Origin of the sequence: Vibrio sp. EA2 (genome assembly GCF_033042495.1) — a bacterium.
Lineage (GTDB): Bacteria > Pseudomonadota > Gammaproteobacteria > Enterobacterales > Vibrionaceae > Vibrio.
The window spans coordinates 152,475-171,669 of the sequence record NZ_JAWLID010000009.1; the positions used below are offsets into that span (position 1 = coordinate 152,475).

The 19,195-nt window shown below is 44.2% G+C and carries 20 protein-coding genes; 12 read left to right on the forward strand and 8 right to left on the reverse strand.

The annotated features are described in order from the left end of the window. Window positions 1-85: 85 nt before the first annotated feature. The 4 genes from RXX31_RS17610 to RXX31_RS17625 are packed head-to-tail and all read right to left on the reverse strand — an operon-like array spanning window position 86 to window position 2,346. Complete coding sequence (locus tag RXX31_RS17610; RefSeq protein WP_264902734.1) at window positions 86-487, reverse strand: CBS domain-containing protein; 402 nt, start codon at window positions 485-487, stop codon at window positions 86-88. Then, on the reverse strand, window positions 484-834 hold the full coding sequence (locus RXX31_RS17615) for a P-II family nitrogen regulator (protein WP_264902735.1): 351 nt from the start codon (window positions 832-834) through the stop codon (window positions 484-486). Before RXX31_RS17615 ends, RXX31_RS17610 begins: the two co-directional genes overlap by 4 nt. After that, complete coding sequence (locus RXX31_RS17620) at window positions 824-1,615, reverse strand: DUF1538 domain-containing protein (RefSeq protein ID WP_317590966.1); 792 nt, start codon at window positions 1,613-1,615, stop codon at window positions 824-826. The genes RXX31_RS17615 and RXX31_RS17620 overlap by 11 nt, the downstream gene beginning before the upstream one ends. After that, the gene (locus RXX31_RS17625; protein WP_317590967.1) at window positions 1,612-2,346 is read right to left on the reverse strand and encodes a DUF1538 domain-containing protein; all 735 of its coding nucleotides are present in this window, start codon (window positions 2,344-2,346) and stop codon (window positions 1,612-1,614) included. The genes RXX31_RS17620 and RXX31_RS17625 overlap by 4 nt, the downstream gene beginning before the upstream one ends. 274 nt (window positions 2,347-2,620) lie before the next feature. Between RXX31_RS17625 and RXX31_RS17630 the strand changes: the two genes are divergently transcribed. The 6 genes from RXX31_RS17630 to RXX31_RS17655 all read left to right on the forward strand — a co-directional run bounded on the left by RXX31_RS17630 (window position 2,621) and on the right by RXX31_RS17655 (window position 8,054). Continuing rightward, window positions 2,621-3,538, forward strand: coding sequence for a TIGR01777 family oxidoreductase (locus RXX31_RS17630; protein WP_317590968.1), 918 nt, complete (start codon window positions 2,621-2,623; stop codon window positions 3,536-3,538). A gap of 39 nt (window positions 3,539-3,577) precedes the next feature. Further along, window positions 3,578-4,405: an SDR family oxidoreductase gene (locus tag RXX31_RS17635; RefSeq protein ID WP_317590969.1), complete on the forward strand. Its 828-nt coding sequence runs from the start codon at window positions 3,578-3,580 to the stop codon at window positions 4,403-4,405. A 499-nt stretch (window positions 4,406-4,904) separates the two neighbouring features. Then, on the forward strand, window positions 4,905-5,759 hold the full coding sequence (locus RXX31_RS17640; protein ID WP_317590970.1) for a co-chaperone YbbN: 855 nt from the start codon (window positions 4,905-4,907) through the stop codon (window positions 5,757-5,759). 157 nt (window positions 5,760-5,916) lie between these two features. Next, a complete protein-coding gene (locus RXX31_RS17645) occupies window positions 5,917-6,834 on the forward strand; it encodes an SPFH domain-containing protein (RefSeq protein WP_317590971.1) in 918 nt (305 codons plus the stop codon). Window positions 6,835-6,843: 9 nt separating this feature from the next. Further along, window positions 6,844-7,305 carry an NfeD family protein gene (locus RXX31_RS17650; protein ID WP_317590972.1) on the forward strand — a complete coding sequence of 154 codons (462 nt, stop codon included), beginning with the start codon at window positions 6,844-6,846 and terminating at the stop codon, window positions 7,303-7,305. Between the two features lie 575 nt (window positions 7,306-7,880). Beyond that, window positions 7,881-8,054 (forward strand): hypothetical protein, encoded by a 174-nt coding sequence (locus tag RXX31_RS17655; protein ID WP_317590973.1) that lies wholly within the window; start codon window positions 7,881-7,883, stop codon window positions 8,052-8,054. A gap of 105 nt (window positions 8,055-8,159) precedes the next feature. Here RXX31_RS17655 and RXX31_RS17660 read toward each other — a convergent pair whose 3' ends face one another. The 4 genes from RXX31_RS17660 to zipA form a co-directional block, all read right to left on the reverse strand. After that, entirely contained in the window at window positions 8,160-8,522 is a 363-nt protein-coding gene (locus tag RXX31_RS17660) for a DUF2799 domain-containing protein (protein WP_317590974.1), read from the reverse strand. Between the two features lie 96 nt (window positions 8,523-8,618). Then, window positions 8,619-10,016 carry a multidrug transporter gene (locus tag RXX31_RS17665; RefSeq protein WP_317590975.1) on the reverse strand — a complete coding sequence of 466 codons (1,398 nt, stop codon included), beginning with the start codon at window positions 10,014-10,016 and terminating at the stop codon, window positions 8,619-8,621. A gap of 509 nt (window positions 10,017-10,525) precedes the next feature. After that, window positions 10,526-12,538: an NAD-dependent DNA ligase LigA gene (ligA, locus tag RXX31_RS17670; RefSeq protein WP_317590977.1), complete on the reverse strand. Its 2,013-nt coding sequence runs from the start codon at window positions 12,536-12,538 to the stop codon at window positions 10,526-10,528. An 89-nt stretch (window positions 12,539-12,627) separates the two neighbouring features. Continuing rightward, window positions 12,628-13,569: a cell division protein ZipA gene (zipA, locus tag RXX31_RS17675; protein ID WP_317590978.1), complete on the reverse strand. Its 942-nt coding sequence runs from the start codon at window positions 13,567-13,569 to the stop codon at window positions 12,628-12,630. A gap of 243 nt (window positions 13,570-13,812) precedes the next feature. Between zipA and cysZ the strand changes: the two genes are divergently transcribed. The 6 genes from cysZ (at window position 13,813) to RXX31_RS17705 (ending at window position 19,191) form a co-directional block, all read left to right on the forward strand. Next, window positions 13,813-14,562: a sulfate transporter CysZ gene (gene cysZ, locus RXX31_RS17680; protein WP_317590979.1), complete on the forward strand. Its 750-nt coding sequence runs from the start codon at window positions 13,813-13,815 to the stop codon at window positions 14,560-14,562. Window positions 14,563-14,725: 163 nt separating this feature from the next. After that, window positions 14,726-15,694, forward strand: coding sequence for a cysteine synthase A (gene cysK / locus RXX31_RS17685; protein ID WP_317590980.1), 969 nt, complete (start codon window positions 14,726-14,728; stop codon window positions 15,692-15,694). Window positions 15,695-15,991: 297 nt separating this feature from the next. Beyond that, window positions 15,992-16,249, forward strand: a complete 258-nt coding sequence (locus RXX31_RS17690) for an HPr family phosphocarrier protein (protein WP_317590981.1) — start codon at window positions 15,992-15,994, stop codon at window positions 16,247-16,249. A 140-nt stretch (window positions 16,250-16,389) separates the two neighbouring features. Beyond that, complete coding sequence (gene ptsI / locus RXX31_RS17695; protein WP_317590982.1) at window positions 16,390-18,114, forward strand: phosphoenolpyruvate-protein phosphotransferase PtsI; 1,725 nt, start codon at window positions 16,390-16,392, stop codon at window positions 18,112-18,114. Between the two features lie 121 nt (window positions 18,115-18,235). Beyond that, window positions 18,236-18,745 carry a PTS glucose transporter subunit IIA gene (crr, locus tag RXX31_RS17700; protein ID WP_317590983.1) on the forward strand — a complete coding sequence of 170 codons (510 nt, stop codon included), beginning with the start codon at window positions 18,236-18,238 and terminating at the stop codon, window positions 18,743-18,745. 299 nt (window positions 18,746-19,044) lie between these two features. Next, complete coding sequence (locus RXX31_RS17705) at window positions 19,045-19,191, forward strand: hypothetical protein (RefSeq protein WP_317590984.1); 147 nt, start codon at window positions 19,045-19,047, stop codon at window positions 19,189-19,191. Window positions 19,192-19,195: the final 4 nt, after the last annotated feature.

Genomic DNA, 19,195 nt, shown 5'->3' on the forward strand with positions numbered 1-19,195 from the left:
ATGCAACATCATAAATATATAATGTGTTATAAATTGATGACTTTCACTGACATGGGAAGATTTTAGTCCTAATTTACCTTTACACTCAGTCTCTTACCATGCCATTAATGACGATATTGTTGTAACTGACCATGCCGATCACCTCACCATCCTCAATAACCGGTGCGCGGCTAATGCCGAACCGTTCAAACATTCTGGCACAATATTTCACATTCATGTCCGGCCCGACGCACAGAGCGGGCTTGGTCATAATCTCGTATATATTAGTTCGCTGAGGTGAGCGATTATTCGACAGCACTTTTTTGGCAATATCATTCATCAATACTATGCCGAATTCATCATTGTCATCGCGTTTTTTCACCACCAGCGCTTTCACTTGATACTTTTTCGCTAGTGTAATCCCTTCATAAACGGTCATTAGCCCATCTACCATGACGTAAGTCGCGGCCATGACATCTCGAACACGTACAATCGCCTGATTACTCATAACTCGTCCTCAACAACCTTAGTCAATGTTTCAACCTGATGAGCGACACCGACAGCGTCTTCAATATCAATTTGAATCGCAATGCCCTGCCCTGACTCCTTATCAAACTCACCGACATCACTGATGGTTTCCAAAATGTGCCGAGAGAGATGCTCCTCCACCACAAACAGCAGCACATCTTTTTGTACTTCTAAGGTCAAACCAAAAAACGTTCGCTTCTGATTTAATCCCTGGCCTCGTGCATTATTAATTACCGTAGCGCCGGTAGCCCCCGCTTCGCGAGCGGCATCAAGCACCTTATCGGTTCTGGCATCCTCAACAAACGCAAGTATCAATTTAAAGCGCATTTTCTTCGTCCTCCGAGGTGTCTTTATTAAGCCATTGAGTTATTTGCGCATACCCCATAACGGATATCATTGGAAACAAACTGGCAAAGGCAATTAAACCAAAGCCGTCTATCATTGGGTTCCTCCCTGGTACGGTAGACGCGAGGCCTAACCCCAGAGCCGCCACCAGTGGGACAGTGACTGTCGATGTCGTCACACCGCCAGAGTCATAAGCCAAAGGGACGATCATCTGCGGCGCATAAAAGGTCTGAACCACCACCACGACATAACCGGCCATAATGTAATAGTGAATCGGGTCTCCGACGACAATCCGGTAACTCCCCAGCGCAATGCCAATCGCCACCCCTAGTGCTACAGCAATACGCAGGCCACTCACACTAATACTGCCACCGGACACTTGATTCGCTTTAATGGCCACCGCAATTAATGATGGTTCCGCAATCGTCGTACTGAAACCAATACAAAAAGCAAAGGTGTACACCCAATAATAGTCGACCCACTCTAGTTGCTGCCCAACTGATACTTTGAACTCTCGTACAAAATCGGGCGTGGTAAGTTGTACGGCCATGGTTTCGCCTAGGGGGAATAACGCCATTTCCAGCCCAAGTAAGAACAGCGACAAACCCAAAATGACGTAGGCGAAACCAAAAAGCACTTTTCTCAGGTTATTTACCGGGCGACGAAGTACGGCAAGTTGAAAGCCAAAAATGATGGCAGTGATAGGAATAACATCGCGAATAGTGGACAAAAGCGTCTCGAAAAAGTGCTCAAATGAAATCATGCCACGACCATCCCATAAATCATGACAAACATCATTGGCAGTAACGAAGCAAAAGCAATTAAACCAAAGCCATCGACCATTGGATTACGTCCTTTAATTGCGGAGGCGAGGCCTACTCCAAGCGCTGTTACTAACGGAACCGTGATAGTCGACGTCGTCACGCCACCGGAATCATATGCCACGCCAATGATCGATTCAGGAGCAAACCAAGTTAGCACCACCACGCCCACATATCCGCCGATGATCATGTAATGGATAGGCCAACCTTTGAGAATACGCAGCACACCAATCACAATGGCAATACCGACAGACAACGCCACAGTCACGCGAAGCCCGGTGCCATACTCCTGGATCGATGACTCTGAGTTGGCAATCATCCCGCCCTCGGCAGCTACCTGAGCGGCTTTCTCGGCAACGGCAGTCAGAGCAGGCTCCGCGATGGTGGTGCCAAACCCTAAACAGAATGCGAAGACCAGAAGCCAAAAAACGCTGCCCTTTTGGGCAAACGCCTGAGCCATGCTCTCACCAATAGGAAACAGCCCCAGTTCCAATCCAAAGATAAAAAACGTCAACCCGAGGACGACAAGCAATAAGCCAAAAAGAATAGAGACCAGATTAGGTAAAGGCTCTTGTAACACCACCAGTTGAAAGAAAGTGATCACCAGGACGATGGGAAGCAGATCGCGCGCACTATTAAGGAGAGCCCGAAAAAGAGCAATAAACGCTTCCATACCGCCTCCTTTAGAACACCGTGACTAACTGAGCCATAACTGATTGGTATGCTTTAACCAACTAGTATCAGTCTGGCATAAATTTCTTAACGCAAATGTGAGGGAGCCATTGTCACCAATAACAACTAGTTACAATTTTTCAATATGTGAAGTGGATGCAGGGCCAAACTTTTTCCTGGCGCGTGACGGTTAACGACGAAACACAAGAGAATATGATCAAGCCACAAACAAAATGACTATAATGTTGTCATGTTTTTTCATTCAATGAGACGCCATGAAGATATTACTAACCGGCGGAACAGGATTTATTGGCTCAGAGTTACTTAAGCTAATCACCACTCATCAAGTGGTGCTGTTGACACGTTCACCAGAAAAAGCGAAACAGCACCTACAACATGCTGATGTTGGGAACATAGAGTATCTTGATTCTCTCGATCAACTTGCCGATCTCAACCATATTGATGCGGTCATTAACCTAGCGGGAGAGCCGATCGCTGATAAACGTTGGACCAAAAAGCAGAAAGAAAAAATTTGTAAAAGTCGCTGGAAAATTACAGAGCAAATTGTGGAACTTATCCATGCGAGTACAAAACCTCCCTCAGTTTTCATCAGTGGCTCTGCGGTCGGCTATTATGGCGACCAACAAGAGCACCCCTTTGACGAATGCCTTCATGTCAACAATGAAGAGTTCCCCCACCTTGTTTGTGAAAAATGGGAGCAGATTGCCAAGCGTGCAGAATCAGAAGATACACGAGTATGCTTATTGCGAACCGGTGTTGTACTCGGCGCACATGGCGGTGCCTTGGCGAAAATGTTATTACCCTACAAGTTAGGTTTGGGTGGACCACTTGGAAACGGTAACCAATACCTACCCTGGATTCACATTCTCGACATGGTGCGTGCCATCATGTACTTGCTTAATACACCTCATGCGCACGGGGCGTTTAACATGTGTGCTCCTCACCCAGTGACTAATCGAATTTTCAGTGCGACGTTAGCTAAAACGCTCAAACGACCACACATCTTATTTACGCCTAAATGGGTCATGGAGTTACTAATGGGAGAATCAGCCTGTCTGTTGTTCGATAGCATCAGAGCCAAGCCGAAAAAACTCACAGAATTAGATTTCCAGTTCAGTTACTCAAGGATTGAGCCAGCACTTAAGCACTTGCTTCATGAACGAAGCTGTTGAATGATAAACCTTATTCTACGTTTATCCTGAGCTAAAATTATGAACAAGTCTATTCTTATCACTGGTTGCTCGACCGGTATTGGCTATGTATGTGCCCACGCTTTGAAAGCGCAGGGCTTTGACGTCATTGCGTCTTGCAGAAACCAAGACGATGTCCAGCGGTTGCAAGCCGAAGGGTTAACCTGCATACAAATCGACCTTAATGATCCCGCCAGTATCACTCAAGGCGCTGAAGAGGCGATAAGTTTAGCTCAGGGAAAACTCTACGCCCTATTTAACAACGGGGCGTATGGTCAGCCTGGTGCTTTGGAAGATCTGCCAACCGAAGCGCTCAAAGCCCAGTTCCAGACAAACTTTTTCGGCTGGCACCAACTGGTGCAAGAGATTCTCCCTCATCTACGTTCACAAGGTGAAGGTCGCATCATTCAAAACAGCTCAGTACTGGGCTTTGCCGCAATGAAATACCGCGGCGCATATAATGCTTCAAAGTTTGCTTTGGAGGGGTGGACCGATACGTTAAGACTTGAACTGGCCGACACCAATATTAAAGTGGCCATTATCGAACCGGGACCTATCGAAACTCAGTTTAGACACAATGCGCTTAAAGCATTTGAAAAGTGGATTGATGTGGAGTCTAGCCCACACCGCATCGCATACCAAGGTCAGAAGCAACGCTTAGACAACGACAAGTCAAACAATAAATTTGCGCTGCCAGCAGAAGCATGTGTTGCTCCTGTCCTGCACGCACTCACCAGCGATTCACCGAAAATCCGCTACCGTATTACTACACCAACCAAGCTGTTCGCTGTGTTAAAAAGAGTATTACCCACCCGGATACTCGATAAAATTTTGCGACAAGCAGCATAAATTTCTTTTGTCGTCGTGTAATTTCATCGTAACAATGTGATGTCATTATGAACATGTAGGTTAAAAAAACCACACTTGTTCGAATCAATATCTAGGCAACTCTGCTCCAAAATGAATGCGATTTTGGCTACAGATTTGATTAGATTTGGTATCGCCACCCGTTCTGTTTTGTAGCAATTTTTTGTTCCGATGCGAGACAATAATGACATTAAATCAGCTTAACTGGCTTAGTGTGGGTGTAGTGGTGACGTTGTTCATCCTATTCTGATACCACACCTTGCACGATAAAAATGATAATCACTGTGCAGGACTCGCCAATTTCATAGCACCTTCGCTTGCTATTAGGACAACGCTGCTTCGGCAGCGTTTCTCCTTTCTATGCCATCTCCATCCAAGTAACCCAAACATCTCGAGCTTATTTGTCTATACAGCTTGATTTTCCACTAAATCAACTCCATATCTACAACCAACGACAAGAAACAAAAGCAAGGATACTCTGATGCAATCCCCATTTATCGTTGAGATCACAGAACAGAACTTTCGCGAAACGCTTGAAGGATCAATGAACACGCCCGTTCTGATCCATTTTTGGGCCAACGCTCAACCAGAAAGCGCACAAATATTGCCTGAGTTACAAGCTCTGGCTCAACAGTACAATGGTGCTTTTACCCTTGCTTTACTGAACTGTGAAGACCAACCAGCTTTAGCATCTCAGTTTGGTGTTCAGGTCCTGCCGACCATCGCGTTGTTTATTAACGGTCAGGCGGTAGACGGGTTAGGCGGACCTCAACCAATTGACGCCATCGCAGCCATGCTCCAAAAGCACCTGCCAAGCCCGGATGAACAATTACTTAAGCAAGTTACTGAGCTTTTACAACAAGGTCAGCACGCTGAAGCTTTGAGTATCATTCACACACTGCCTGCTGAGTTACAATCACGTGGTGATGTCAAACTAGCAACTGCAGACTGCCTATTGGAAACCAAGCAGTTTGACGTTGCTCAAGATCTCTTAGCCTCCATCCCTCTTGAGTATCAGGATAACTACTACAAAGGCTTAATGGCCAAGCTTGAATTACATCTTCAGGCAGCAGACAGCCCAGAGCTCCAGCGTCTGGAGCAAGAATACGCGGCAAATACAGATAATCTGGAGTTAGCCTGTGAGTTAGCGGTTCAATACAACCAAGTGGGCCGAGATGAAGAAGCGTTGGATCTGCTTTGGAACATCCTGAAAGTGAATTTAGGTGCTCAAGATGGCGAAGTAAAGAAAACCTTTATGGACATTCTGAGTGCATTAGGACAAGGCAATGCCCTAGCAAGTAAATATCGTCGACAACTTTACTCTATCTTGTACTAAGTCAGTCAAAATATGGATTTGAAATAAAGGCCGGTGTATTCCGGCTTTTATTTTGTCTGGCTTCAAACTACTGGTACCTGTTCTCATATATTCAATTGTCTAATCGCGTTAAATGAGTAAAAATGAATCAGATTTTATGCATATAAAGGAATATCCTATGCCTATTGATTCGTTGATTACTATCGGTATTTTTGTTGTTCTTGCCATTGTTATTCTTTCATCCGCCATAAAAACCGTTCCTCAGGGGAACAACTGGACTGTTGAGCGTTTTGGTCGCTACACCCATACTCTCAAACCCGGTTTAAATCTAATTATCCCCTTCATCGACCGTATTGGTCATAAAATAAATATGATGGAGCGCGTACTGGATATTCCGGCACAAGAGGTCATCAGTAAAGATAATGCCAATGTAACAATTGATGCCGTCTGTTTCGTACAAGTGGTCGACGCGTCAAAAGCAGCCTATGAAGTGAACGACCTGGAGCATGCGATCAGAAACCTTACGCTTACCAATATTCGTACCGTGTTGGGCTCAATGGAGCTCGATGAAATGCTCAGTCAGCGCGATATGATCAACTCGAAGCTGCTTATCATTGTTGACCAAGCCACCAACCCCTGGGGCATAAAGGTAACGCGTATCGAAATCAAAGATGTACAGCCACCAGCGGATCTGACAGCCGCAATGAATGCGCAAATGAAGGCTGAACGGAACAAACGCGCAGAAATCCTGGAAGCAGAGGGTGTGCGTCAAGCTGAGATATTAAAAGCGGAAGGACACAAGCAATCAGAAATTCTAAAAGCGGAAGGTGAGAAACAAGCTGCGATTCTGCACGCAGAAGCTCGAGAACGCGCGGCACAAGCGGAAGCCAAAGCAACCTATATGGTTTCTGAAGCAATAGCAAAAGGAGATATGCAAGCTGTGAATTACTTTATTGCTCAGGGCTATACCGATGCAATAAAGAGCATTGGTCAAGCGGAAAACGGTAAAATCATCATGCTACCTCTGGAAGCAACTGGGCTCATGGGATCCGTTGCCGGTATTGCAGAGATGTTTAAACAACAAAACAAAGATTAAGACCTGCCTATGGACTTTATAAGCTTACTTGATGGGATCACCTTCTGGCATTGGCTCGCGCTGGGATTTGGACTACTTGCTGTAGAATTACTCGGCACTGCGGGTTACTTCCTCTGGCTTGGTCTGTCTGCCCTGTTGGTCGGCATTTTATTGTCACTACTGCCGATGAGCTGGCAACTGCAATGGCTTTGTTTTGCCACGTTCAGTTTGGTCACCACCTGGTTGTGGTGGCGACGTCAGTGGAAAAAAGACAAACAAGACGATCAAACCAGAGATCTAAACCAGAAGTACAAACAACTGATTGGAAAAACTCTCACGATAGAGGAAGACTTCTCTATTGGATTAAACAGAATCCATGTTGCTGACACCACTTGGTCTGCTCAAAGTGACCAAGCTCTTCCTGCCGGAACCAGAGTAAAAATTGTTGCTGTAGAGGGAATTATTCTGATCATTAAACCTATTGATGGTTAATTTATGTCAAAATAATGGAGATTATCTTTCTCCATTATTTTATTTCCTTACTATCTCTTTTATTTCATAACCTTATTTTAATTCCTAATTAAAATTAAGTTAAGGTGCACTATTATCATCCTATCTTTATACTTCATCAGTTCGTTGTGCTAAATAATAGAATCAAATAGATATTAAACAACTTGAAAACCATATTTACTTTAATTTCAATTTAAAAAATTAACTTATCGCTAATTATTTTTTGATCTTTATTAGTCTGGATACATACTTAACGAATAAGCATTGCCATTTAATGCTTATATTTTAGGTAAGTAAAAGGTGTACCAGGAGAATCGATATTGTTTTAGCTTGGTGATGGTTGCCACTCATCAGAAGCTGTTTAAATAGTCAACTGAGATAGCAACAACATGAGTACCAATTACCCCATTGAGGCAATAGTATGCTTGCAGTTGAACAAGAGTGCTCAACATCTAGCGAAATCGTATTTAAGCTTAGTCACCTTTTGAAAATTAATCTGATTATAAATTAGTGATATAGAGACAACTCTATATTTATTAATAAGTAAGAGGTTTACCATGAAACGAATTGCTACTTTAATATTTGCTTGCTTGGTATTTTCTTCACCGGTTTCGTTAGCTCAAAATGCAGGTCATGTATTTGGTGCTGGAGTAGACTGCACTTTTAGTGATGGCACGGTTAAGCAACTTCCTCGAGAATTGTGCAAAATGTATGGTGGAGTATATAAATAACGATGAGTATTAATTGATTGTACGAAGTTTATCTACCGTCACTAAGTGACCCTGGGTAAACTTCGTAATCAAAACCAAAAATACCGCGTCATCGCGTTTTGTTACTTAGAGCTTGTAAAAGTCAGATCCGATAAACGCCTCCCATCCTCTCTGCCACTCCGCTTTAATCATGACTTCTTGGGGGTGATCACTACACTGCCCATTGTAACGAATGCCTTGGATCCCCTTTTCGAAAGCTTTAAACGGATCGCAATACTCGGCTTTACCAGCTTTATAGCCCCTCTTATATGACGGTTCATCAAAAGCGACCGACTCTTTAAGCGTCGTCAATATGTCATTGTCATACTGATAGCCGTTTGCACCAAATCGCTCACCTTGACCATACCAGTAGTCCTCGGCCGATTTGGGGTTGGCGCTGCATGCTTGCAAAGTAAGTAATACTACTGAAACTAAGAGAACTGTCTTCATAACATCACCTAGTTGAATAGTAACAAGATAGGGTGAAAGCCTGATGGCTATGATCAAAAAAGCTGGGCGATGCCCAGCTTTACCTTTAATTACTGATTATTTTACGCCAAATGGCATAGTTAAAATCAGTTTAAAGTCTGTCTCATCGTTAAATGCGTTTGAGTATGGACCCCAATCTGGCGCATCTGAATCGTTGTAGAAGTTTGTGTAGTAGAAGCTGATGTTAGCATCTTTCAGCGCACCACCTTGAATTGCGTAGTTTGCGAAGAAGCTGTAAGAGTACTCTACCAACTCATCGTAGCCTGAAGCTTTAGCGCCACCACCGTATGCACCGCTTAGACCAGCACTGAACCCGTTACCACCGATGTCAGCAAAGTCACGAGAAGCGGATAGGAAAAACGCGTATTCACCATCGTGGTTAAAGTCAGAACGGTTGTTCCACCAGATGTCGTATGAACCGTTTGAGCCACCATATTGCTCAGTCAGACGGTAAGCCATGTTACCTACTTGGCCTCGCTTGTCATCTGAATCAGCTGACGTGTAAGTTGCTTCAGCACGGAAACTGTATTGGCCCATTGATTGAGAAGTCAAAAGCGCTACCTGGAATGCAGTGCTGTCGTATTGGTTGTCATCATCAACTACGTATAACTGAGGAGACCAGTACAAACCGCCTTCTGTTGTACCTTTCACTTTGAAGTGGAAGTTCTTACGGTCGCCATCAGTCAGGGCACCGTAACCTGTGTCAAAAGAGATACCGTTGTCTAAAGCGTAGCGAGCACCAAATGAGTAAGCATCACCGACATCTTTACCTGCACCACCCCAGAAGCTACCTTCGTTGAACTCGTAAGTTTCTTTGAACCATGGCGCTTTGTATTCATCTGCATAAACAAAGCCAAGAGCAAGTTTGCCAAAGTTCGCACCGATTTGACCACCACGGTATGTACCTGGGGCAAATGACCAGTTCACTCCTAACGTACTAGGGACCGATGGTTGGAAGTAACCTAATTTAGCGTTGAAGTTCTCACCAAACTTAAATTTAAGGGCTGCTGAAGCGAAAGAGACACCGTTGTCAGTATTGAATGAGTCACATGAGTCGCCAGCACCGTAAGGAGAATCACAGTCAAAGAAGTTCATTTCGTGTTCAAATGAACCACCTGTATCTTCACCAGCCCACATGTCGAATGTAGAGTAAATTACTGTATCGAAACCGATGGTGTCAGCCACGTAGCCAGAGTGGAAGCCGAGGTTGGCAAAAATTGAGCCGTGGTCTAGGTTAGTAACTTTAGAAGTATCATTTCCATTTGCATCCATACCGGCACGGTCACGTGCACGCATGAAGAAGTTAACGTTACCGCTGATAGTAGACTCAGAGAAGAATTCTGAAACTGCACCCGCATATTCTGGGCCGACTGGATCTTCAGCCATTGCAGGAGCAGCAACTACCGCCCCCATCATTGCTGCAGTAAGAGCAGATACTTTAAAAAATTTGTCCATGGATAAACTCCTGAAAAATAGATATAGCTGTTTTCTCTATCTCACCTTTAGTTGGCCGCCGAAGGAGAGAAGTAATTTCGTGCTAAAGCTTCATTATTGCTAACTCGGCTTTTTTAGTTCCTGCATACACACCGGGTGTAACACGTTATTAAGACTAACTTCGCGACTAAAAACATCCAAATGGAACTTATTTTTTTTCTAAAAAAATATGAGCCACAACAAAGTTCCATATAAGTTATTGATCCAGATCTTATTTTTGTAATCATTACGGACGATCAGTAAAATAACTTTAAAAATCAGAAATATAGGAAAATATAGAAATATCAACATGAAGTGCCTCGCAGAGTCTGAAATAAAATAATTTCAATCTCCCAAGGAGAGAGGTTGATCACTGAAAAGATCAATACATGCAAAAAACAGAAATATGAGAACTTAATACAAGGAATTAAAAAGCCCCAGAAGCTTAGCTACTGGGGCTTATTTGAAGGGGGTTGGTATTTGAGCTTAACTTAATTCATTAAGTCTAGTAAGTCTTGCTCGGTTTTAATTTCAATTCCCAGGTCTTGAGCTTTCGTCAATTTTGAACCTGCATTTTCACCTGCAAATAAAATATCGGTTTTCTTCGAAACACTGCCAGTCACTTTAGCCCCCATCGATTGCAAGGCTTCTTTCGCTTCAGAACGACCTAGCTGAGAAAGCGTGCCTGTTAATACAACCGTCTTGCCTTCTAACGGCAGTTCAACACCTTGCTTAGGAGCACTAATTTCTGGCCAGTGAATACCTTGCTCTAGTAAGTCTTTCACTACTGCTTGGTTTTGCTCTTCACCAAAGAAAGTAGTGATATGCTGAGCAACAATGACACCGATATCCTGTACTTCAATCAACTGCTCTTCTGTCGCAACCTGGATCGCCTCTAGCGTTTTGAAGTGCTGAGCTAAGTTAGCCGCTGTCGCTTCGCCGACTTCTCGAATGCCTAATGAATATAAAAAGCGAGGTAATGTGGTTAACTTCGACTTGTTTAATGCGTTTACAATGTTCTGTGCTGACTTTGGCCCCATACGCTCTAAGACCGTCAAAACACCCGCAGATAGCTTAAACAGATCCGCTGGGGTTTCCACCATTTCGCGATCGACAAGTTGTTCTATCACTTTATCGCCAAGGCCATCGACATCTAAGGCTTTACGCGACACAAAGTGCTTTAAAGCCTGCTTACGCTGAGCTTGGCAAACTAAACCGCCAGTACAGCGCGTTACCGCTTCTCCTTCGATGCGTTCCACATGTGAGCCACACACTGGGCATGACGAAGGAAAAAGGATATCTCGTGCACTTTCAGGTCGACGTTCTCGGATAACGGATACCACCTGTGGAATGACGTCACCAGCTCGACGAATCACGACCTGATCACCAATTTTTACTTGCAGACGTTCAATTTCATCCGCGTTGTGTAATGTTGCATTACTGACCGTCACGCCACCGACAAAAATAGGTTCTAGTTTTGCCACTGGCGTAATCGCACCAGTACGCCCTACCTGGAATTCCACTTCGTTCAATGTGGTGATCTCTTCCTGCGCTGGGAATTTATAAGCAATAGCCCAGCGAGGAGCTCGAGCCACAAAACCCAGCCTCTCTTGAATCGCGATATCGTCGATTTTTATAACGACACCATCAATCTCATAAGGTAATGCATCACGACGCTGTAATATATCCTGGTAGTACGCTTTGACGTCAGCCATGCTCTCTACGCGCTTAGTCTCAGGGCACATCGGTAATCCCCATGACTTAATTTGCAGGAAACGCTCGTAATGACTCGACGCTAGTTCTGCTCCCTGAACAACACCCACACTGTAGGCATAAAAACTCAGCGGGCGCGAAGCGGTCACACGTGAATCAAGCTGACGTAAGCTACCTGCTGCGGCATTACGAGGGTTAACAAACACTTTGTCTCCCTTTTGACGCGCCAGTTCGTTGAGTTTTTCAAAGCCCGCTTTAGGCATGAAGACTTCACCGCGCACTTCAAGACGCTCCGGCCAATCATTTCCTCTTAATTTAAGTGGGATGGCCTTGATGGTCCGAACGTTTTCCGTAATGTTTTCACCCGTGGTTCCATCGCCACGCGTCGCAGCCTGAACAAGGACACCGTTTTCGTACAACAGACTTACTGCTAAACCATCCAACTTTGGCTCACAACAGTATTGTTTAACACTTTGAGTGCCTACTCTGTCTTGAGCTCGTTTGTGAAAACTGTCCAACTCACTGTCGTCAAACGCATTATCTAGTGACAGCATCGGAACTTCGTGCTTCACTTCACTAAATTGAGATAACGGTTGCCCACCAACACGCTGGCTAGGCGAATCAACGGTCACTAAATCCGGGTGTTGAGCTTCAATATCCAGCAATTCACGCATGAGTCGATCATATTCAGCATCAGGAATCTCTGGGTTATCTTCCACGTAGTAACGAACGGCGTGGTAATGCAACGACTCTTTTAATTCTTCTAGTCGTTGAAGTACGGATTCAGACATATTAAAGCCCCATGTATTGTCATTCTGTGAGGTTAGGAATCGAAGAAAAAGGGCTCCTATCGGAGCCCTTTTATCATTTGGTGTCAAGATTATGCGTTCGCCGTCTTAAACTCAACTATTTGACGTCGATAAGCCGCTAATCGGTCAGGCGTCATTAAGTTTCTTTGCTCATCCAGAACATTCCCTCCCATGTCGTCCGCAATCTGTTGCGCTGTACGAAGCATCAGGTTGAAGTTTTGTTCCGCTTCACCAAAACAAGGTAGTGTCATAAAGAATGAGATACCTTTAGTCGTAAATTCGGCTGGGTCTCCGTGTGCTAGCGTGCCTGGATGCATCATATTCGCCACACTAAACAGTACTTTGCCGTTACCAGACAGGTCAACATGGCGATGGAAGATATCCATCTCGCCGTAAATAAGCCCATTTTCCTGCATGCTGGCAAACAGTTCTGTACCAACAAACGGCTCTTCACCAGCACAATGCACATTGAGAACAATCACCTGCATTTCTGGTTCAGGTTTAGGCTCTTCTGGTGGTGGAGCCGCGACTGTCGGTTGCTCAGCTTCTTCTGCCATTGATTTTTCAAACGCGGAAGGTGCCGCTTCCTCAACGAATGGCTGTGCAGGCTCAGGTTCTTTCACCACGGGCTCTTCAATAACGACGTCATCATAATTCTTTTGTGCCACAAATGGAGGAACCTCTTCTTCCGGTTCTTCCTTAAACGGCTTATCTTCTGGAACACCGCCGAGTAAAGGATCCGCCTCAAACTTCGAATCAAACGCATTGTCCATCCCGAAGTCTGGCTCTTTGCGTTCTTTACGAACAATTTCAAAATCGTCTTCAGGAGCAGCACCAACGTTTCGCTCTTGCTCTACTGAGTCTGCATCCCCTTGGTCAACCTCTAATTTACCCAAAGGTTTATTTCCAAATTTCGCTTTGCCTTCTTTCTTACTGCTCCATAAACCATGAAACAGTAATGCCGCAATGGCTAACACGCCAACAACAATGAGTACGAATCGCAATTCCTGCATTATTTACTCTCAATATACTTGTTTGTACTACTCGCAGTTCCTTGAGCAGCAACCCAAGTTAATAATTCTGAATGATACGTTTACTTTACCAAAACTATATGTAGGTTTAGAACAACTTAATGCAAGAAGTTCATTTTTTTGTTGTGATTCTTGCCACGATTCCACTTTACGAGAGGCTATTTGTTAAGGCATTGAAAGAAAAGTGGCGACAGGTACAATGAGTTTTCTTTCTTTTTAAACGAAATGGATACGATGCTAAACAATCAGCCAAGAACCGGATTCGGATATTTCCTGTATGGAATAAAGCTAGCACTTTCTCCTAAGATCAGACGCTTTGTCGTATTACCACTACTCGCAAACGTTCTTCTTGTTGGTGGCGCCATTTTTTACCTGTTCTCTCATCTTAATGTATGGATTGAGAACTGGATTGGGCAACTGCCAGAGTTTCTATCCTGGCTCACCTATATACTATGGCCTATTCTCGCGTTGACCATACTTGCCACGTTCTCCTATTTCTTTAGTACCTTAGCAAACTTTATTGCCGCACCATTCAACGGACTTTTGTCTGAAAAAGTAGAAGAATACCTAACCGGACAAAAAATCAATGATGACGGTTTCGCGGCTGTGATTAAAGATGTCCCTCGAGTGTTAGGACGAGAGTGGCGCAAGCTGCTTTATACTCTGCCTAAGGCGATTGGCTTATTTTTGCTCCTGCTGATTCCAGCACTCGGTCAAACGGTTGGTCCCTTCCTTTGGTTTATCTTTACTGCCTGGATGTTGGCTATCCAATACTGTGATTACCCGTTTGATAACCACAAAATCCCGTTCAACGATATGCGTTACAAATTGAAACAAAAACAAGGCAAAGCCTATGGGTTTGGTGTTCTGGTTTCGGTATTCACCACCATTCCAATTTTGAACCTTATTGTCATGCCCGTTGCAATATGCGGTGCCACTGCAATGTGGGTCGCTGAGTTCAAACACCAAAGATAAGCTATGCTTTCCTGAGGCACGGGAAAGGCACCTGCTTTTCCCGGTTACCTAGCTGAAATCCGGACAACCTAATAAGATATAACTTTTTAATCCTTTTCCCTTTTTTTTAGACCGAATATTCTTCTCACTATATTCACAAAACGTGTAATGAAGGAACATAACTATGAGCAAGATCTACGACGATAACTCTCTTACTATCGGTAACACTCCCCTAGTTCGCTTAAACAAAGTGAGCAAAGGTAACGTTCTAGCAAAAATCGAAGCGCGTAACCCAAGCTTCAGCGTTAAATGCCGTATCGGTGCGAACATGATTTGGGATGCGGAGAAATCAGGCAAACTTAAGCCAGGCGTAGAACTAGTAGAACCAACCAGCGGTAACACAGGTATCGCATTAGCGTTCGTAGCAGCGGCTCGCGGTTACAAACTGACTCTGACTATGCCTGAGTCTATGAGCTTGGAACGTCGTAAGCTTCTTAAAGCTTTAGGCGCAAACTTAGAGCTAACTGAAGCAGCAAAAGGCATGAAAGGCGCGATTGCTAAAGCGGAAGAAATCGTCGCAAGCAACCCAGAACAGTACCTACTTCTTCAACAGTTCAACAACCCAGCAAACCCAGAGATTCACGAAAAGACGACTGGTCCTGAAATCTGGGAAGCAACTGACGGTGAAATCGACGTTCTCGTTGCTGGTGTTGGTACTGGCGGTACGATTACAGGTACAAGCCGTTACATTAAAGGCGAAAAAGGCAAAGCGATTACTTCTGTTGCTGTAGAACCTGCAGAATCACCAGTCATTGCACAAGCGCTAGCAGGCGAAGAAATCCAACCAGCGCCACACAAAATTCAAGGTATCGGTGCAGGTTTTATCCCTGGTAACCTAGATTTAGAGCTTTTAGACCGCGTTGAGCAAGTTACTTCTGAAGAAGCAATTGAGATGGCTCGCCGTCTGATGGAAGAGGAAGGTATCCTTGCTGGTATTTCTTCTGGTGCCGCCGTCGTTGCAGCGAACCGCCTTGCAGAACTTCCTGAATTTGAAGGAAAAACAATTGTAACAATCTTGCCAAGCTCAGGCGAACGTTACCTAAGTACTGCGCTATTTGCAGGCATCTTTACGGAAAAAGAGAACCAACAGTAATATGTGTTCAAATCAATTTTTCGTCTAAAAAAGCCCCGTTCAGGGGCTTTTTTGTTGATCCCTGCCCCACCTTTGGTAATATCAGGGTGTTTTATTTCTAGCTTCAAAATAAAGAAGCAGAACACAAAAAGGTTTCAAAGTTATTACGCACGCAAACAGTTGCGCAACTACAAATCTTTTGACTAGTATCAGAACTAACACGCTTTCAACTCTCCCGTGCTAGCGCACAAGGTATAAAGCAGTTAAGCTCAATCTAGTCACTACTAACAAAAAAATACATTTATTGGGGTATATCACATGTACGAGAAGCAAGTAGAAATCACAGCAGAAAACGGTCTTCACACTCGTCCAGCTGCACAGTTTGTAAAAGAAGCGAAAGCATTCGATGCAGACATCACTGTGACTTCTAATGGTAAAAGCGCTAGCGCTAAGAGCCTTTTCAAACTTCAAACACTAGGCCTAGTAAAAGGTACTCAAGTAACTATCTCTGCGGAAGGCCCACAAGCTGAGCAAGCAGTTGAACACCTAGTTGCTCTGATGGACCAACTACACTAATCAGTGTTTCCTACTCCAAAAGCCATTTTGTGAAAACAAAATGGCTTTGTTGGAAATAGGCTCTAAACTAAGCTAAAAGTATTCGTTAGCACACCCATTATTCTCCCGTTTATAAAGTTGACCAAACTTAAGGTAAAGCTATGATTTCAGGCATCCTAGCATCTCCTGGTATTGCAATCGGTAAAGCATTACTACTTCAAGAAGATGAAATTGTCCTAAACACAAACACTATTTCTGATGATCAAGTAGAAGCTGAAGTTCAGCGTTTTTTTGACGCTCGTGATAAATCTGCAGCTCAACTAGAAACAATCAAGCAAAAAGCGCTTGAAACGTTTGGTGAAGAAAAAGAAGCGATCTTTGAAGGTCACATTATGCTTCTTGAAGACGAAGAGCTAGAAGAAGAAATCCTAGCACTAATCAAAGACGACAAGCTGACTGCAGATAACGCTATCCATACGGTTATCGAAGAGCAAGCGACAGCGCTTGAGTCTCTAGATGATGAATACCTAAAAGAGCGTGCTACTGATATTCGTGATATCGGTTCTCGCTTCGTTAAAAACGCACTAGGTATCAACATTGTATCGCTAAGCGACATCAATGAAGAAGTTATCCTAGTTGCTTATGACCTAACACCATCTGAAACCGCACAAATCAACCTAGATTACGTTCTTGGTTTTGCTTGTGATATCGGTGGTCGTACTTCGCACACTTCAATCATGGCGCGCTCACTTGAGCTACCTGCTATCGTTGGTACTAACGACATCACTAAGCAAGTTAAGAACGGCGATACGCTGATTCTTGACGCAATGAACAACAAGATCGTTGTGAACCCTTCTGATGCTGAGCTAGAAGAAGCGAAAGCAGTAAAAGCGGCATTCCTAGCGGAAAAAGAAGAGCTAGCGAAACTAAAAGATTTACACGCAGAAACGACTGACGGTCACCGCGTAGAAGTTTGCGGTAACATCGGTACAGTGAAAGACTGTGACGGTATCATCCGTAATGGCGGTGAAGGCGTTGGTCTGTACCGTACTGAATTCCTATTTATGGACCGTACTGCGCTACCAACTGAAGACGAACAGTACCAAGCGTACAAAGAAGTTGCAGAAGCAATGAACGGTCAAGCTGTGATCATCCGTACTATGGATATCGGCGGCGACAAAGATCTACCATACATGGATCTACCTCAAGAGATGAACCCTTTCCTAGGCTGGCGTGCAGTACGTATCAGCTTGGATCGTCGTGAAATCCTTCGTGACCAGCTACGTGGTATCCTACGTGCATCTGCACACGGCAAACTACGTATCATGTTCCCAATGATCATCTCTGTTGAAGAAATCCGTGAGCTTAAGAAAGCAATCGAAGAGTACAAAGCAGAGCTACGTGATGAAGGTCATGCATTCGACGAAGACATCGAAATCGGTGTAATGGTTGAGACTCCAGCTGCAGCAGCAATCGCACACCACCTAGCGAAAGAAGTTTCTTTCTTCTCTATCGGTACAAACGACCTGACTCAGTACACACTAGCGGTTGACCGTGGTAACGAGATGATTTCTCATCTTTACAACCCACTATCACCAGCAGTACTAACCGTGATCAAGCAAGTTATCGACGCTTCTCACGCTGAAGGTAAGTGGACTGGTATGTGTGGTGAGCTTGCTGGTGATGAGCGTGCAACACTTCTACTTCTAGGTATGGGTCTGGACGAGTTCTCTATGAGCGGCATCTCTATCCCTACAGTGAAGAAAGTTATCCGTAACTCTAATTTCGCAGAAGTTAAAGCGATGGCGGAAGAAGCACTATCTCTACCAACAGCCGCTGAAATTGAAGCAGTCGTTGAAAAGTTCATTGCTGAGAAGGCTCAGTAAGCAGTAGTACCAAGTAATTCAATATCTAATGGCCATTAGACGGCGAAAAAAGTCGTCTAATGAGCTATATTGGTATACTATAATTCGACAGAATAAAACTAAACCTTAGGAGCATGACACAATGGGTCTGTTTGACAAACTTAAGAAGCTTGTATCTGATGACAGCGCTGATGCTGGTGCAATCGAAATTATCGCGCCTCTTTCAGGTGAGATCGTAAACATCGAAGACGTGCCAGATGTCGTTTTCGCTGAGAAAATCGTTGGTGACGGTATCGCTATCAAGCCATCAGGCGACAAAATGGTAGCTCCTGTAAACGGTACTATCGGTAAGATCTTCGAAACTAACCACGCATTCTCTATCGAGTCTGACGACGGTGTTGAGCTTTTCGTTCACTTCGGTATCGACACAGTTGAACTAAAAGGCGAAGGCTTCACGCGTATCGCTGAAGAAGGTCAATCGGTTAAAGCTGGCGACACTATCATTGAATTTGATCTAGCTGTTCTTGAAGAGAAAGCGAAATCAACGCTAACGCCAGTTGTTATCTCTAACATGGACGAAATCAAAGAGCTTAACAAGCTTTCTGGTTCTGTAACTGTTGGTGAAACTCCAGTTCTACGTGTAACTAAGTAATCTTTACTTAGCCTCAAACACGGAAAAAACGCTGCCAACGGCAGCGTTTTTTATTGCCTGAATTTTACGTCAAATCTAGATAAATAAATGACGACTGCTTGCCCCGTAAAAAAATACAGCTAGCAATAACTCATTCCACCAATAGCTCCTATAGCACGCCTGGTGGTGATGTTGTTGAGTAAGAGTGGTCTGGTAAGGGTTTAGGCGTGTTGCTGGGATAGGGAAAAGAAAAAGCCCCTTTTCCTTTGAGAGAACCGGGGCTGGGTTGGTCGCCAGAGCCTATGTGGAGATCAAGAGAAATGAACACATTTCCGGCATACCGAGTGCAACTTTACATTGAAAATGATTGGCAGGTGAGAGATGAGAGAGCCGCTCATTCTGTTATAAAGTTGCTTGCCAATAGCCTGCATTACCATCCACGTCTGGATACATCGAATACAGGCTAGGTAA

Coding starts and splice junctions, on each gene's coding strand:
- RXX31_RS17610 (WP_264902734.1), bottom strand. CDS start 487: ATGAGTAATCAGGCGATTGTACGTGTTCGAGATGTCATGGCCGCGACT.
- RXX31_RS17615 (WP_264902735.1), bottom strand. CDS start 834: ATGCGCTTTAAATTGATACTTGCGTTTGTTGAGGATGCCAGAACCGAT.
- RXX31_RS17620 (WP_317590966.1), bottom strand. CDS start 1,615: ATGATTTCATTTGAGCACTTTTTCGAGACGCTTTTGTCCACTATTCGC.
- RXX31_RS17625 (WP_317590967.1), bottom strand. CDS start 2,346: ATGGAAGCGTTTATTGCTCTTTTTCGGGCTCTCCTTAATAGTGCGCGC.
- RXX31_RS17630 (WP_317590968.1), top strand. CDS start 2,621: ATGAAGATATTACTAACCGGCGGAACAGGATTTATTGGCTCAGAGTTA.
- RXX31_RS17635 (WP_317590969.1), top strand. CDS start 3,578: ATGAACAAGTCTATTCTTATCACTGGTTGCTCGACCGGTATTGGCTAT.
- RXX31_RS17640 (WP_317590970.1), top strand. CDS start 4,905: ATGCAATCCCCATTTATCGTTGAGATCACAGAACAGAACTTTCGCGAA.
- RXX31_RS17645 (WP_317590971.1), top strand. CDS start 5,917: ATGCCTATTGATTCGTTGATTACTATCGGTATTTTTGTTGTTCTTGCC.
- RXX31_RS17650 (WP_317590972.1), top strand. CDS start 6,844: ATGGACTTTATAAGCTTACTTGATGGGATCACCTTCTGGCATTGGCTC.
- RXX31_RS17655 (WP_317590973.1), top strand. CDS start 7,881: ATGAAACGAATTGCTACTTTAATATTTGCTTGCTTGGTATTTTCTTCA.
- RXX31_RS17660 (WP_317590974.1), bottom strand. CDS start 8,522: ATGAAGACAGTTCTCTTAGTTTCAGTAGTATTACTTACTTTGCAAGCA.
- RXX31_RS17665 (WP_317590975.1), bottom strand. CDS start 10,016: ATGGACAAATTTTTTAAAGTATCTGCTCTTACTGCAGCAATGATGGGG.
- ligA (WP_317590977.1), bottom strand. CDS start 12,538: ATGTCTGAATCCGTACTTCAACGACTAGAAGAATTAAAAGAGTCGTTG.
- zipA (WP_317590978.1), bottom strand. CDS start 13,569: ATGCAGGAATTGCGATTCGTACTCATTGTTGTTGGCGTGTTAGCCATT.
- cysZ (WP_317590979.1), top strand. CDS start 13,813: ATGGATACGATGCTAAACAATCAGCCAAGAACCGGATTCGGATATTTC.
- cysK (WP_317590980.1), top strand. CDS start 14,726: ATGAGCAAGATCTACGACGATAACTCTCTTACTATCGGTAACACTCCC.
- RXX31_RS17690 (WP_317590981.1), top strand. CDS start 15,992: ATGTACGAGAAGCAAGTAGAAATCACAGCAGAAAACGGTCTTCACACT.
- ptsI (WP_317590982.1), top strand. CDS start 16,390: ATGATTTCAGGCATCCTAGCATCTCCTGGTATTGCAATCGGTAAAGCA.
- crr (WP_317590983.1), top strand. CDS start 18,236: ATGGGTCTGTTTGACAAACTTAAGAAGCTTGTATCTGATGACAGCGCT.
- RXX31_RS17705 (WP_317590984.1), top strand. CDS start 19,045: ATGAACACATTTCCGGCATACCGAGTGCAACTTTACATTGAAAATGAT.